Origin of the sequence: Tatumella ptyseos (genome assembly GCF_030552895.1) — a bacterium.
Lineage (GTDB): Bacteria > Pseudomonadota > Gammaproteobacteria > Enterobacterales > Enterobacteriaceae > Rosenbergiella > Rosenbergiella ptyseos_A.
On the sequence record NZ_CP130649.1, the window covers coordinates 280,302 to 294,282 of the forward strand.

Below are 13,981 nucleotides of genomic sequence, written 5' to 3' on the forward strand. Positions count from 1 at the left end.
ATAGCATGCCAGTCAATGACTATGCGCAAACCGATGCCCTCACTGCAGAGCAGGAGGCCGGTTATATTCAGCAGTATCTGCCGTTGGTGAACAAAATTTTACGGCAGCTGAGTTATCACGCGAATGCGGTCATCGATAGCAATGATTTGCAGCAAATTGCTTTAGTTGGACTATTAACGGCTTTACGTCGCTATGGCATTCCCGATGCGGAATTTCCAGGTTATGCCAAATACCGCATTCGTGGGGCTATCCTCGATGAATTGCGTCAGGCCGACTGGCGACCCAGAACGGTTAGGCAAAAAACCCATCAACTGTCGCATCAGATTCAACAAATTGGCCAAAAATTGGGGCGAGAACCCGATTTTAGCGATCTGCAACAAGCCCTCGCGATCGACGCACAAACCTATCATGACTATCTACAAAGCGAATATTTGGCCAGTGTAGAGAGTCTTGATGCTGTCATGGACGAGGAGGGCGATGGGCAGTTCGGTACCCATCGCGATAATCCTGAGCGATTTTATACCAGACAACAACAGCTCTCGCAGGCGATAGCGATTTTGGATCCACGGGAACAGTTAATTCTTACGCTCTATTACCATCATGAAATGAATTTAAAAGAGATCGCCTTGGTATTAGAAGTGAGCGAAGCACGTGTCTGTCAATTGAATAAGCGATTAAACGATAAGTTAGTCGCCCACATAAAGCAAAGTGAGTCGGTATGTTAAAGATAGGCGGAATACTTATTGTATTTATCTGTTTAATTTGGGGATATCTCCACTCGGGAGGGCGCCTTGTGGCCTTTTGGCAGCCGGGAGAGATCGTGATCATCATGGGCTGTGGAATTGGCACTCTAGTGTTGGCTAATTCTGGCTCAGTACTTAAACAGATCCTCGCGCAACTAAAAGAGGTTATGCGTAAAAGTCGCTATAACGAGGTCTATTCGCAACAACTCTTGATGCTGATGTATGAGTTATTGGATAGCGTGCAAAATGGTGGGCTAAGAAGCCTAGATAACCATATCGAAAACCCCTCTGATAGCGAACTCTTTCAACGCTATCCCCTTATTGCCAGCGACCCCGAGCTCTGCACTTTTATTGCGGACAATTTTCGCATGATGGCGATGGGAAAAATCAATGAACATGAGCTGGAAGGGCTATTAGAGCAAGAGCTTAATTCGGTCGAGGAGAACCTTCTGCAAGCATCACGTTCCTTACAGCGAATGGGGGAAGCTATGCCTGGATTTGGGATCTGTGCCGCGGTACTTGGGATTGTTATTACCATGCAATCGATCGATGGAACAATTGCGGTAATCGGCGTGAAAGTGGCAGCTGCGCTGATTGGTACGTTCCTCGGGGTATTTATCTGTTATTGCCTGATTGATCCGCTTGCCAACGCAATGGAGCAATTAGTGAAAAAGAAAATGACCTCGTTCGAATGTTTACGCACCATCATGGTTAATCAAGTGGCAGGAAAACCGCCGCTACTTGCTGTCGATGCAGGACGAAAAATGTTACCGGTGGAAAGTAAACCCTCTTTCACGCAGTTGGAAACCTGGGTTGATACCCGTCAGGATGCACAAGCGGCATGAGTGGGCGTCAGAAAGGCCACACAACGATCATCAAGCGTAGCTCCCGTCGTGCCCATAGTGGCGGGCATGGCGGGGCGTGGAAAGTTGCGTTTGCCGATTTTATGCTGGCATTGATGTCTCTTTTTATGGTGATGTGGATTATGGGGCAGGTCTCGGAAAAAGATCGTAAGGCGATTATGTATACCTTAAATAATCAGTCGATCTTCGATAGCCACTCTTACAGTCCCATTTCTTTTTCTGCCCACGATCCTGCTCCGGCCAATGCGCCAGAAGTAACGCCCAGCGCCGTGGGAAACGCCACTGCGTCGTCATCACCTACCGCCAAGCTACCTAGCGGTCAGACGAAAGAAGCCAATGCTGAACTGACCGATACTGAGCAAAGAGGATTACAGCAAGCATTAGAAAGCTTGATGATAGGCAAAAAAGCACAGAGTAATATGCGGATCGAACGGTTAGCTCAAGGTATTCGAGTTGTAGTGAATGATGATCAGCACCGAATGATGTTTGAGCGGGGGAGTGCCAAGGTGACGACCTATTTCCAACAATTGTTAGCGAGCCTAGTGCCAGCCTTGAAACAGAGTGGCTCACATCTGATGATTATTGGTCACACCGATGCGACCCCTTATCAACAAAATCCGTTTTATGATAACTGGAGTTTATCGGTTAATCGTGCACAGTCTGCGCGACAGGTGTTACTCCGTGCCGGAATCGAGAGTGATAAAATTATTCAAATTTCTGGAGTGGCTGATCAGAAACTGCTGGACCCGCAACAGCCGACCAACGCGATCAATCGGCGTATAGAATTCATCATTCTCTCCGCGGAGGGGCTATCAGCCTGGGAGAAATCCTTTACCATGCCCGCCACACATTCGATACCGGTCTCGTCAGTGAACAACGAGTGAGAGCAGGAATAGGTTTTTTAGTGCTCGCGCTGATGATGGCGGCACCGCAGGTTTATGCTGCAACGATAACGAGCTCGCCTCAATATGTTGCCGATAAGCAACAACGTGAACGAAACCGACTGCGGTTATGGCAACAGGCTACGCATCGACAGTCGAATATGACCACCACGAGTGCGCCGACTTTAGCAGAAGAGAAGAAACAGCGGCGGCAACACTCTCTTTACCTGTTAAATCGAGGAATAATTCCTGGGGGAAGTGGCTTGGGGTGGGCGTTATTGCCTCCTGAGGAGTTACTGCGGGAAACAGGGTCGCCGAGATTGTTGGCGACGCTTGAACAGGTAATCGATACGCTACAAGCGCAGATAGGGCTACCTTATCGTTGGGGAGGCCAGACGCCTAATCAAGGATTTGATTGCAGTGGACTCGTCTGGTTTGCTTTTCGACATCACGTCAATTGGCCGCTTCCTCGGACCGCAAGTACCTTATTTAGCGATAAGCGGATGAGTGTAGTTAATCTAGGACGATTACGTCGAGGGGATCTGCTTTTTTTCACGATTCATCGACAATCCGCTCCCGATCACGTTGGTGTCTATTTAGGTAATCGTCAATTTATCGAAGCGCCGCGTACCGGCCTAGCCATCCGTATCAGCCAACTTGATGCACCCTTTTGGCAACAGCACTTTGCGGGGGCTCGCCGCGTATTAACGGAATGGACAATACGTGACCGCTTTATCGGCAAAGGGAGTGAATAAAATATTAATTTTGAGAACGTTATCGATTTTTCTAGTCACAATAGTTGGCCTTCCGTTAGGGTGTCATAAGATTAACGCTAATAATTTCCAGCATAAGTGAGGGTCGTATGTCGAAAGCAGAAGTTTTTCATCTTGGTTTAACAAAAGCCGATTTACAAGGCGCGACATTAGCCATTGTTCCCGGGGCACCAGAAAGGGTTAGAAAAATTGCCGAACTCATGGATAACCCTCACCCCCTCGCCTCGCATCGTGAGTTCACCTCATGGCGGGCAGAAATCGACGGGCAATCCGTTATTGTCTGCTCGACAGGTATCGGGGGACCTTCTACCTCAATTGCGGTGGAAGAGTTAGCACAATTAGGGGTCCGGACGTTTTTACGTATCGGCACCACGGGGGCTATTCAACCGGATATTCAAGTAGGTGATGTATTGGTGACTACAGGTGCTGTACGACTTGATGGGGCGAGCCGACATTTTGCACCCATAGAGTTTCCGGCAGTGGCAGACTTTAGCTGTACCACGGCTTTAGTCGACGCGGCTAAAGCCTTAGGAGCCTCGACCCATATCGGTATTACGGCATCTTCTGATACCTTCTATTCCGGCCAAGAGCGCTACGACACCTATTCCGGTCGAGTAGTCAGTGCTTTTCAAGGAAGTTTGCAAGAATGGCAGCTGATGGGCGTACTTAACTATGAGATGGAGTCGGCTACGCTATTTACTCAGTGCGCAAGCCAAGGGCTGCGTGCAGGGATGATCGCGGGTGTGATTGTCAACCGTACTCAGCAAGAGATACCGGACGAAAGTACCATGCAAAATACCGAAAGTATGGCGGTACGGATTGTCGTCGAAGCCGCTCGTCGCTTACTGTAAACCCCTCTCGCTTTATTAGGTAGAAAACGTATAGTGTTGCTATAAGATCAATTAGCGTAATAGGTGAATTGAAATGATAGCGACACTGTTAACGTTTAGCTTTGCAGCAATGCTCCTAACCTTGACTCCTGGACTCGATACCGCTCTGATATTAAGAACCTCCATTGCAGAAGGCCGTAAAAATGGGTTTAAGGCTGCATTAGGGATCAATACAGGGTGTTATATTTGGGGGGCCATTGTGGCACTAGGGCTGGGTGCACTGCTTGCAGCCTCGCAAGTTGCTTACGATTGTTTAAAGTGGATCGGTGCCGCTTATCTACTCTGGTTAGCCATTAAACTTGTTTTGGCTCGCCCACAACCCTTAGCTATCGACTCGACCAACTCCCAATCTAAATCTACAACGACGAATTGGTTTTTGCGGGGGTGTTTAGGAAATGTGTTAAATCCCAAAATAGGTATTTTCTACGTCAGCTTTTTGCCGCAATTTATCCCAGTAGGGCAATCTCCAATGATCTGGACCTTCTTATTAGTTTCTATTCATGTGGTTATCGGGACCTTATGGTCAACCGTATTAATTAATGTCGCGGCGAAAGCATCGGGTTATTTACGACAACCCAATATTATTCAGTGGATGAACCGCGTTACGGCAGGAGTATTTGTGTTGTTTGCTGCAAAACTCGCGTTCAGTTCGCGATAATTCACCAATACAGTAAGAGGGCGATCTTGGATTTTCAGAATGTAATTTATCTGGCCTTGGTATTGTGCGGTATTGTTGTGGGGTGGCTAATTGCTATCTTACGCACAGGGCAGAGCACGGCGGTAAGGGAGGCGGAATTCGCCCATCTTTCACAGAACCTACAGCTTAGCGAACAGCGTGAACAAGCGCAGCAACAGCAGCTGCAGGCGTTACAGCAACGGCAAAGTGAGTGGCATGCGAAAGCCGCCGCTGCCCAGGAAAAACTGCAACAATTGGAGTATTGGCAGCAGCAGACCGAACAGCTTAATCAAGAATTACGCCATCAATTTGATCTTAATCGCGCACAAGAGGCAGAGTTGAGGGAAATCACCACCCGCTGGCAAGAGTCACAACGCGCGATGGAAGAAAAACATCAGCTGTTAACCGACAGTGAAAAGCGGCTCACTACGCAGTTTGAAAACCTCGCTAGCCGGATTTTCGAACAGACACACCGGCGAGTGGACGAGCAGAACCGTCAAAGTTTAACCGGCCTATTATCTCCTTTACGCGATCAGTTGGATGGATTTCGTCGTCACGTGAGTGAAAGCTTTAGCCAAGAAGCTCGGGAAAGACATACGCTTACGCATGAAATAAAACAGTTACAACAACTAAATAGCCAAATGGCACAGGAAGCGCTTAACCTAACGAATGCTTTGAAAGGTGATAATAAAATTCAGGGGAATTGGGGAGAGGTTGTTTTAGCACGGGTGCTAGAGGCCTCGGGGCTGCGCGAGGGGTATGAATACCAGACCCAAGTCAGTATCCAGAACGAACAAAAGCGTTATCAACCCGATATTATTGTTCGATTACCTCAAGAGAAAGATGTGGTGATCGATGCTAAAATGACTTTGGTCGCTTATGAACGCTATTTCAATGCTACGGATGACACAGTGCGTCAGCAAGCCGCTCAAGAACATATTATGGCCGTACGCCAGCACATCCGTGGGTTAGGTCGTAAAGATTATCAAGGTTTACCGGGATTGCGCAGCCTTGACTATGTGTTGATGTTTATCCCTCTTGAGCCTGCGTTTCTTCTGGCGCTGGACCGAGAACCCGAGCTGATCAATGAGGCGTTATCACATAATATTATGCTGGTGAGCCCTACCACGCTGCTGGTGGCATTACGGACCATTAATAATTTGTGGCGTTATGAGCATCAAAGCCAAAACGCGCAAAAAATTGCTGAACGTGCGGCAAAACTTTACGACAAAATGCGCTTGTTTGTAGAGGATATGACCATGCTTGGTGGGACCTTGGATAAGGCGCAATTCAGTTATCATCAGGCGATGAAAAAACTGACCCATGGACGGGGAAATATGCTGGCACAAACCGAAGCATTTAGACAATTGGGCGTTGAGGTAAAACGTCCTATAGACAAGCAATTAACCGAACAAGCCATGTCAGATGAGCCGGACTCTGATACACTTGATACAGACGCATTGACTAAGCAGGTAAATACAGATGGCAGATAATTCCAAGGACACCACCCACTTTGGCTTTCAAACCGTAGCCAAAGATGAAAAGGCCGGCAAAGTAGCCGATGTATTCCATTCCGTTGCGGCGAAATACGACCTGATGAACGACTTAATGTCGATGGGTATTCACCGGGTTTGGAAACGCTTCACTATCGATTGTAGTGGTGTTCGTCGTGGGCAACGAGTGCTCGACTTGGCGGGCGGAACCGGTGATTTAACTGCAAAATTTTCTCGCTTAGTGGGAGAAACAGGCGAAGTCGTTCTCGCAGATATTAATAGCTCAATGCTCAAAATGGGACGCGAAAAACTACGCAATTTGGGTATTGCTGGAAATGTCAGCTACGTACAAGCCAATGCCGAAGCGTTACCTTTCCCAGATAACTATTTTGACTGTATTACCATCTCTTTTGGCCTGCGTAACGTAACAGATAAAGATAAAGCGCTTGCTTCAATGTTCCGGGTCTTAAAGCCGGGCGGGCGCCTATTAGTGCTCGAGTTCTCTAAACCGTTACTTGAACCCCTTAGTAAAGTTTATGATGCGTACTCCTTCCATATCCTGCCGCGTATTGGGCAGTTGGTGGCGAATGATGCCGAAAGTTATCGCTATCTTGCCGAATCAATTCGTATGCATCCAGATCAAGAGACGTTAAAACAGATGATGGAAGATGTCGGGTTTGAAAACAGTACCTATTACAATCTCACTGGCGGGATCGTGGCACTGCATCGCGGGTATAAATTTTAATGCCAACCATGCCAATGATCACGGCGCTACTTGAGCAAGGGCTTAATCGGACGCTCTGGCAGGATCGTGGGGCGAAAAGCACTCGGCAGCGCTTAAAAGGGAAAATACTTACCCTCAATATTCGCGAGCTAGGGCAACCGCTAGTCCTCTATTTTAGCGATCAACAGATCGATGTATTGAGTACCGCGACGCCAGACAGTGATTGTACTGTCACGCTGAGCATCAGGGTATTGCCTCAATTACAAGACCGCAAAAATCTAACATCGTTGATTAAGTCGAGCCAAGTTGAAGTAGAAGGTGATCTGCAAGTTATACAGCTTTTTTCGACCCTGATAGATTTAGCCGAATTCGATCCCGCAGAGTACCTTGCACCCTGGGTCGGAGACTTATTGGCACAATCAGTGACCCAAAAGGGTAAGAATATCGCCACTTTTGTCCAGCGAACCTTCCTTCGACGCCAGTCACAAGTCAGTGATACGCTGATTGAAGAGTGGCGCGTCGTGCCTGGGGCACTTGAACAAGCCTGGTTTTGTGAAGAAGCGCAGGCTGTCGCACGACAATGTGATGCGTTAGAAGAACGTTTATCGAAATTGGAGACGCTATGACGTTTGGCGAGTTGCGTAGGCTCTATTTTATTATCCGCATTTTTTTAACTTATGGATTAGATGAGTTAATTCCTCGAACACGTTTAGCCTTACCACTTAGGCTTTGGCGCAGGGGCGTTTTCTGGATACCTAACAGACATCAAGATAAAGCGATCGGATTACGTTTACGTCTTGCCTTGGAGCAGTTGGGTCCTGTCTGGATCAAACTGGGACAAATGCTATCGACTCGCCGCGATCTCTTTCCTCCTGAAATTGCTGATCAATTAGCGTCGCTGCAAGATCGCGTTCCCCCTTTCGACGGCGTTCGCGCGAAAGCACAGATTGAAAAATCCTTAGGTGGCCCAGTGGAAACCTACTTCGATGATTTTGATATCAATCCGCTAGCGTCGGCATCGATTGCACAGGTTCATACGGCAATTCTCAAAGAGAACCAAAAGCATGTTGTGATCAAGGTGATCCGGCCCGATATCCTGCCAGTGATTAAAGCCGATATGCGACTCATTTATCGGCTAGCGAGTTGGTTACCGAGGATTTTACCGGACGGTCGTCGTCTTCGCCCGATTGAAGTGGTCAAAGATTACGAGAAAACGCTGATCGATGAGCTGAATCTTCTTCGCGAAGGTGCAAACGCCATTCAGCTACGCCGTAATTTTGAAGGTAACAATCTGCTGTATGTGCCGGAGGTTTACTCCGACTATGGCAGTGAAACGATGTTAGTGATGGAGCGTATCTACGGTATCCCGATCTCTGACACGCAAACACTGGTAGAGCGAGGCATTAATATGCAGCTCCTTGCTGAGCGTGGCGTGCAGGTCTTCTTTACCCAAGTCTTTCGCGACAGTTTTTTCCATGCGGATATGCACCCAGGCAATATTTTTGTTAGTCATGACCATCCTGATGACCCTCAATATATCGCCATCGACTGTGGAATTGTTGGCTCGTTAAATAAAAACGATAAGCGCTATCTCGCAGAAAACTTTATCGCCTTTTTTAATCGTGATTATCGACGCGTCGCTGAATTACACGTGGATTCTGGATGGGTTCCTCCCGATACCAATGTCGAAGATTTTGAGTTTTCCATTAGGACAGTGTGCGAACCGATTTTTGAAAAGCCCTTGGCTGAAATCTCTTTTGGTCATGTACTGCTCAATCTCTTCAATACCGCACGTCGCTTCAATATGGAAGTTCAGCCACAGCTTGTGTTGTTGCAGAAAACCTTACTTTATATCGAAGGTATTGGTCGCCAACTTTATCCGCAATTGGACTTATGGAAGACAGCAAAACCCTTCCTCGAAGACTGGATTAAGGATCAGGTAGGACTGCCTGCGCTGTGGCGTACGGTGAAAACTAAGGCGCCTATGTGGGCGGAGCGTCTACCTGAATTACCGGAACTTGTTTTTGATACACTTCATCATCACAAGTTGTTAAAACACAGCGTTGATCAGCTTGCCAATCAACTCAACCAACAGCATAACCGTCATACTCAAGTTCGATACTTATGGGGAATGGGCGCGATCTGTTTGCTCAGTAGCACAGCAGTCATGTTGGTTCATCCAGAGTCGAAATGGATGTCTGGTGGATTACTGGCAGGCGCCTTAATCAGCTGGCTAGTGGGTTGGCGAAAAACTACGTAAAGAGTTATGCCAGAGCACAGTATTGGCGTTGAACATCTGGTATGATTAATTTTAATTAACAAGATATTATCATTTTGAGGTCATCATGGCTGGGATCAGTATTACCAAACTCCTCATCATTGCCGTTATTGTTATCCTATTTTTTGGAACCAAAAAGCTTCGTAATCTAGGGTCTGACTTAGGTTCTTCCATTAAAGGCTTCAAAAAAGCAATGAGCGACGACGAGACAAAAAAAGATCAGGACGCCGATTTCTCAACAAAATCTCTCTCTGATTCTGAAAGCGTTTCGCACTCTGATGTTAAGCACAAAGACAAAGATCAGGTATAACCCGTGTTCGATATAGGATTTAGCGAGTTACTACTGGTTTTCGTGATTGGGCTGGTTGTGTTAGGCCCAGAACGGCTTCCGGTAGCAGTTAAAACGGTCGTCGGCTGGATCCGTGCGATTCGTTCCTTGGCGGCGAACGTTCAGCATGAACTGGCTCAAGAGCTAAAGCTGCAAGAGCTACAGGACAGCGTTAAAAAGGTGGAAGAGGCCGGTAAGGGAATGCTTTCCCCTGAACTGAAAGAGTCTATTGAAGAATTGCGCAAAACCGCGGATTCAGTGAAGCAAACCTATCACGAATCGATTGAAACGGAGCGAAGTGAAGATTTAGCCTCTCACTCGGATTCAGTAGACAACGCTACACCCCCTGCTCCCAGCCAGCCAAAGGCTCAAGCGCAGGCACAAGCGGTTCAGCCGACCGCGACTAGCTCACGTCTAGTGACTCCTGAAGACGAAAAAGCGGCCGCCGCAGTGAAGTCAACGCCTGTCGCTGACACCGCTCAAGGTGCCGCAAAAGAAGCAACCTCCTCTACAAGCGAAGATAAAAGTTAATGGATGTCGAAGATACTCAACCGCTAATCAGCCACTTAATAGAACTCCGTAAGCGGCTGCTTAACTGTATTATTGCCGTATTAGTTATTTTTTTAGCTTTAATCTATTTTGCTAACGATATTTACCAACTGATTGCTGCGCCACTTATCCGTCAAATGCCGGTAGGGGCGAGTATGATTGCAACGGACGTTGCTTCACCTTTTTTTACCCCGATTAAGCTAACTATCATCGTTTCAGTGTTTCTGGCGGTGCCAGTGATCCTATACCAAGTCTGGGCATTTATCGCACCAGCTTTGTATCGCCATGAACGTAAACTGGTAATGCCGTTACTCTTCTCAAGCTCTCTACTGTTCTATGTTGGAGTAGCCTTTGCCTATTTTATTGTTTTCCCACTGGCCTTCGGTTTTTTTGCCAAGACTGCGCCTCAAGGCGTACAGATTGCTACGGATATCAGTAACTACCTCGACTTTGTCATGGCTATATTCTTAGCCTTCGGTGTCGCATTTGAAGTTCCCATTGCAATAGTTCTACTGTGCTGGACTGGCTTAACCACACCTGATGATTTACGAAAAAAACGTCCTTATATCTTAGTGGGTGCGTTTGTTGTGGGCATGCTGTTAACACCTCCTGACGTTTTTTCTCAAACTTTACTCGCTATTCCGATGTACTGCCTATTTGAAGTCGGCGTATTCTTCTCACGTTATTATGTAGGAAAAGGACGTTGGGATAAGGAACAGGATAGCGAATCCTGAGGTCCCACTCTCAGGTTCTGCGGAATTAGCTGCGGAACAACGTTGAACCAGGCCACGTAAAGTGGCCTCGCGTTGGAAAATAAGATGTTTGATATTGGTGTTAACCTTACAAGTACGCAGTTTGCAAAAGATAGAAAACAAATCGTCACCCGTGCTCAGCAAGCAGGCATCACTGGGATTTTAATTACCGGAACAAATGCTCTGGAAAGCCAGCAAGCACAATTTCTCGCCACACAACATCCCGGTTACTGTTGGTCTACTGCTGGCGTTCATCCTCATCATGCTAGTGAGTGGTCGCAAGAAACCGCCGGAACACTTCGTCGCCTAGCGAGCCAATCTCAAGTCGTTGCCATCGGTGAATGTGGCCTAGATTACAACCGTAATCTCTCTAACCCAGAGCAACAAGAGTATGCATTCAATGCTCAACTTGAGTTAGCGGCTGAATTATCCATGCCTGTTTTTCTGCATTGTCGTGAAGCACATGACCGTTTCATGGCGATCCTTACACCATGGCTAGGTAAGCTTCCTGCCGTCGTGGTGCACTGTTTCACCGGCTCGAAAAATGAACTCGAAGAGTATCTTGCACAGGGGATGATGGTCGGTATCACTGGGTGGGTATGCGATGAACGGCGTGGGATGGAAGTTAGAGAGCTATTGCCTTTAATCCCAGCTGACCGATTATTACTGGAGACGGATGCTCCCTATCTACTCCCGCGAGATATGCGGCCGCGTCCACCCTCTAGGCGCAATGAACCTTGTTATCTTCCCCACATCGTCCACCAGGTTGCAACGTGGCGAGGCGAGGATCCACAAAGTTTAGCAGTACAAACCGACAGTAATGCACGTCGTTTATTTGGGCTAAGCGGTTTATAACTATTTTTTGGTAAAGGCGTCGTTCTCGACGCTACGCGTGACGGTTTTATTTAATAGATTGAGCAATAAGATTGAGCGTGTTTCGCCATCGGTTTCTTGGTAAATAGCGCTCATCCCCTCAAAAATACCTTCAGTAATGATAACGCTCTCGCCGGCTTGCGGCAGGGCGGGGGAGAAATGATTATCTGGAGGACAGGCTTGTAAGCTAGCGATGACTTGCTCGGGAACCAGAGCGAGTGTTCGACCAAAGCGAACAAAATGGCTGACGCCACGTGTGGCACTGATTGTAGTGGTATGAATGATCTCTGGATCAAACTGTAAAAAAAGGTAGTTTGGAAAAAGTGGCTCACAGACCTTTTTCACTTTTGCCCGAACCAACTTTTCTGTCTCGATCATCGGGACAAAACAGGTAACGTGCTGTCTTTCGAGATGTTCTTGCGCGCGAGCCATCTGCCCACGTTTACAATACAATAAATACCAACTAGCCATAATCTCTCCAAGGGTAACGGTAAATGATAACAAAGAGATATTTATTGGTATAGTTTACTTATAAGATAAGCCTCAGAGATCTCAGTAAATTCTGGATTTTAGCTAAATAAATCGCAGCGTCTATCGCTATTCATACATATAATGGCAGTATTGCCCATCATAATCGCAGATATTACCCGTTATGAAATATCAGGACTTAAGAGACTTTATTCAGCAGTTGGAAGCCATCGGTGAACTGAAAAGGATCACCTTACCGATCGATCCCAATCTTGAAATGACTGAAATTGCTGACCGAACCTTAAGAGCAGGGGGCCCGGCATTATTATTCGAAAACCCGAAAGGTTATGAGATGCCGGTATTATGTAACCTCTTCGGTACTCCACGACGAGTGGCCCTAGGTATGGGGAGAGACGATGTGAGTGCGCTTCGCGAAGTGGGCGAGCTATTGGCCTTTCTTAAGGAGCCGGAACCCCCTCGTGGATTCCGTGATCTTTTTGATAAACTTCCACGTTTCAAAAACGTTCTGAATATGCCAACTAAAAGGCTACGTTCAGCACCTTGCCAAGACCATATCCAGCAAGGTGACGATGTTGATTTACATAAAATTCCAGTCATGCGTTGTTGGCCTGAAGATGCCGCCCCCTTAATCACATGGGGATTAGTCGTGACCCGCGGGCCTCATAAAGAGCGTCAAAATCTCGGTATCTATCGATTACAAGTAATCGGAAAAAATAGATTAATTATGCGTTGGTTGTCCCATCGTGGTGGCGCCCTCGATTTTCAGGAGTGGTGTAAGGAACATCCTGGAGAACGTTTCCCTGTGAGTGTCGCCCTAGGTGCCGATCCTGCGACAATTCTTGGTGCAGTGACGCCAGTACCGGATGGCTTGTCCGAATATGCTTTTGCCGGGTTATTAAGAGGTACCAAAACAGAAGTGGTGAAATGCCTCTCCTCTGATTTGGAGGTTCCAGCTAGCGCTGAAATCGTGCTCGAAGGCTATATCGAACCCGGTGATTTAGCACCGGAGGGGCCTTATGGTGACCATACCGGATATTACAACGAAGTGGATGACTTCCCCGTCTTCACTGTTACGCATGTTACCCATCGCGATAAACCTATTTATCATTCGACCTATACTGGACGGCCACCGGATGAACCTGCCGTACTGGGCGTTGCCTTAAATGAGGTGTTAGTCCCTATACTGATCAAACAGTTTCCGGAAATCGTGGATTTTTACTTACCGCCGGAAGGCTGTTCGTACCGTTTAGCGGTGGTAACGATTAAGAAACAGTATGCAGGGCATGCTAAGCGCGTTATGTTTGGCGTGTGGTCTTTCTTACGTCAGTTTATGTATACCAAATTCGTGATAGTCTGTGACGATGACGTTAATGCCCGAGATTGGAATGACGTAATTTGGGCGATCACTACGCGAATGGACCCCGCACGTGACACGGTACTTGTCGAGAATACTCCCATCGATTATCTCGACTTCGCTTCACCCGTTTCAGGCTTAGGTTCTAAAATGGGGATGGATGCTACCAATAAATGGCCAGGTGAAACAGACCGGGAATGGGGACGGCCTATCGTCAAAGATCCTGACGTCACCGCCCGCGTGGATGCCCTTTGGGATGAACTAGCAATTTTCCAGAAAAATTAAGGCCAACCTTACTATAAACTTGTCAGTACC

The 13,981-nt window shown here is 47.3% G+C and carries 16 protein-coding genes; 15 read left to right on the top strand and 1 reads right to left on the bottom strand.

Annotated features, from left to right (window positions below):
• Positions 1–5: 5 nt before the first annotated feature.
• The 14 genes from QJR74_RS01470 (at position 6) to tatD (ending at position 11,805) form a co-directional block, all read left to right on the top strand.
• On the top strand, positions 6–725 hold the full coding sequence (locus tag QJR74_RS01470; RefSeq protein ID WP_304372864.1) for a FliA/WhiG family RNA polymerase sigma factor: 720 nt from the start codon (positions 6–8) through the stop codon (positions 723–725).
• Positions 719–1,588, top strand: a complete 870-nt coding sequence (gene motA, locus QJR74_RS01475; protein ID WP_304372865.1) for a flagellar motor stator protein MotA — start codon at positions 719–721, stop codon at positions 1,586–1,588. The genes QJR74_RS01470 and motA overlap by 7 nt, the downstream gene beginning before the upstream one ends.
• Positions 1,585–2,490 carry a flagellar motor protein MotB gene (locus tag QJR74_RS01480; protein ID WP_304372866.1) on the top strand — a complete coding sequence of 302 codons (906 nt, stop codon included), beginning with the start codon at positions 1,585–1,587 and terminating at the stop codon, positions 2,488–2,490. Before motA ends, QJR74_RS01480 begins: the two co-directional genes overlap by 4 nt.
• Positions 2,487–3,242, top strand: a complete 756-nt coding sequence (locus QJR74_RS01485; protein WP_304372867.1) for a C40 family peptidase — start codon at positions 2,487–2,489, stop codon at positions 3,240–3,242. Before QJR74_RS01480 ends, QJR74_RS01485 begins: the two co-directional genes overlap by 4 nt.
• Positions 3,243–3,349: 107 nt before the next feature.
• Positions 3,350–4,111, top strand: coding sequence for a uridine phosphorylase (udp, locus tag QJR74_RS01490; protein WP_304372868.1), 762 nt, complete (start codon positions 3,350–3,352; stop codon positions 4,109–4,111).
• A gap of 73 nt (positions 4,112–4,184) precedes the next feature.
• The gene (locus QJR74_RS01495) at positions 4,185–4,808 is read left to right on the top strand and encodes a LysE family translocator (protein ID WP_304372869.1); all 624 of its coding nucleotides are present in this window, start codon (positions 4,185–4,187) and stop codon (positions 4,806–4,808) included.
• Between the two features lie 26 nt (positions 4,809–4,834).
• Positions 4,835–6,319: a DNA recombination protein RmuC gene (gene rmuC / locus QJR74_RS01500; protein ID WP_304372870.1), complete on the top strand. Its 1,485-nt coding sequence runs from the start codon at positions 4,835–4,837 to the stop codon at positions 6,317–6,319.
• Positions 6,309–7,064 carry a bifunctional demethylmenaquinone methyltransferase/2-methoxy-6-polyprenyl-1,4-benzoquinol methylase UbiE gene (gene ubiE / locus QJR74_RS01505; RefSeq protein WP_048911243.1) on the top strand — a complete coding sequence of 252 codons (756 nt, stop codon included), beginning with the start codon at positions 6,309–6,311 and terminating at the stop codon, positions 7,062–7,064. Before rmuC ends, ubiE begins: the two co-directional genes overlap by 11 nt.
• On the top strand, positions 7,064–7,669 hold the full coding sequence (gene ubiJ / locus QJR74_RS01510; RefSeq protein ID WP_304372871.1) for a ubiquinone biosynthesis protein UbiJ: 606 nt from the start codon (positions 7,064–7,066) through the stop codon (positions 7,667–7,669). Before ubiE ends, ubiJ begins: the two co-directional genes overlap by 1 nt.
• Entirely contained in the window at positions 7,666–9,303 is a 1,638-nt protein-coding gene (gene ubiB / locus QJR74_RS01515; protein WP_304372872.1) for a ubiquinone biosynthesis regulatory protein kinase UbiB, read from the top strand. The genes ubiJ and ubiB overlap by 4 nt, the downstream gene beginning before the upstream one ends.
• Before the next feature lie 85 nt (positions 9,304–9,388).
• Complete coding sequence (tatE, locus tag QJR74_RS01520) at positions 9,389–9,631, top strand: twin-arginine translocase subunit TatE (RefSeq protein ID WP_304372873.1); 243 nt, start codon at positions 9,389–9,391, stop codon at positions 9,629–9,631.
• A gap of 3 nt (positions 9,632–9,634) precedes the next feature.
• Positions 9,635–10,180, top strand: coding sequence for a Sec-independent protein translocase protein TatB (tatB, locus tag QJR74_RS01525; protein WP_304372874.1), 546 nt, complete (start codon positions 9,635–9,637; stop codon positions 10,178–10,180).
• The gene (tatC, locus tag QJR74_RS01530; RefSeq protein ID WP_304372875.1) at positions 10,180–10,932 is read left to right on the top strand and encodes a Sec-independent protein translocase subunit TatC; all 753 of its coding nucleotides are present in this window, start codon (positions 10,180–10,182) and stop codon (positions 10,930–10,932) included. The genes tatB and tatC overlap by 1 nt, the downstream gene beginning before the upstream one ends.
• Before the next feature lie 84 nt (positions 10,933–11,016).
• Complete coding sequence (gene tatD, locus QJR74_RS01535) at positions 11,017–11,805, top strand: 3'-5' ssDNA/RNA exonuclease TatD (RefSeq protein ID WP_304372876.1); 789 nt, start codon at positions 11,017–11,019, stop codon at positions 11,803–11,805.
• On the opposite strand, the gene rfaH is transcribed toward tatD, so the two are convergent.
• Positions 11,806–12,294 (bottom strand): transcription/translation regulatory transformer protein RfaH, encoded by a 489-nt coding sequence (rfaH, locus tag QJR74_RS01540; RefSeq protein WP_304372877.1) that lies wholly within the window; start codon positions 12,292–12,294, stop codon positions 11,806–11,808.
• Between the two features lie 181 nt (positions 12,295–12,475).
• Here rfaH and ubiD point away from each other — a divergent pair, with 181 nt between their 5' ends.
• The gene (gene ubiD / locus QJR74_RS01545) at positions 12,476–13,951 is read left to right on the top strand and encodes a 4-hydroxy-3-polyprenylbenzoate decarboxylase (RefSeq protein ID WP_304372878.1); all 1,476 of its coding nucleotides are present in this window, start codon (positions 12,476–12,478) and stop codon (positions 13,949–13,951) included.
• Positions 13,952–13,981 lie beyond the last annotated feature (30 nt).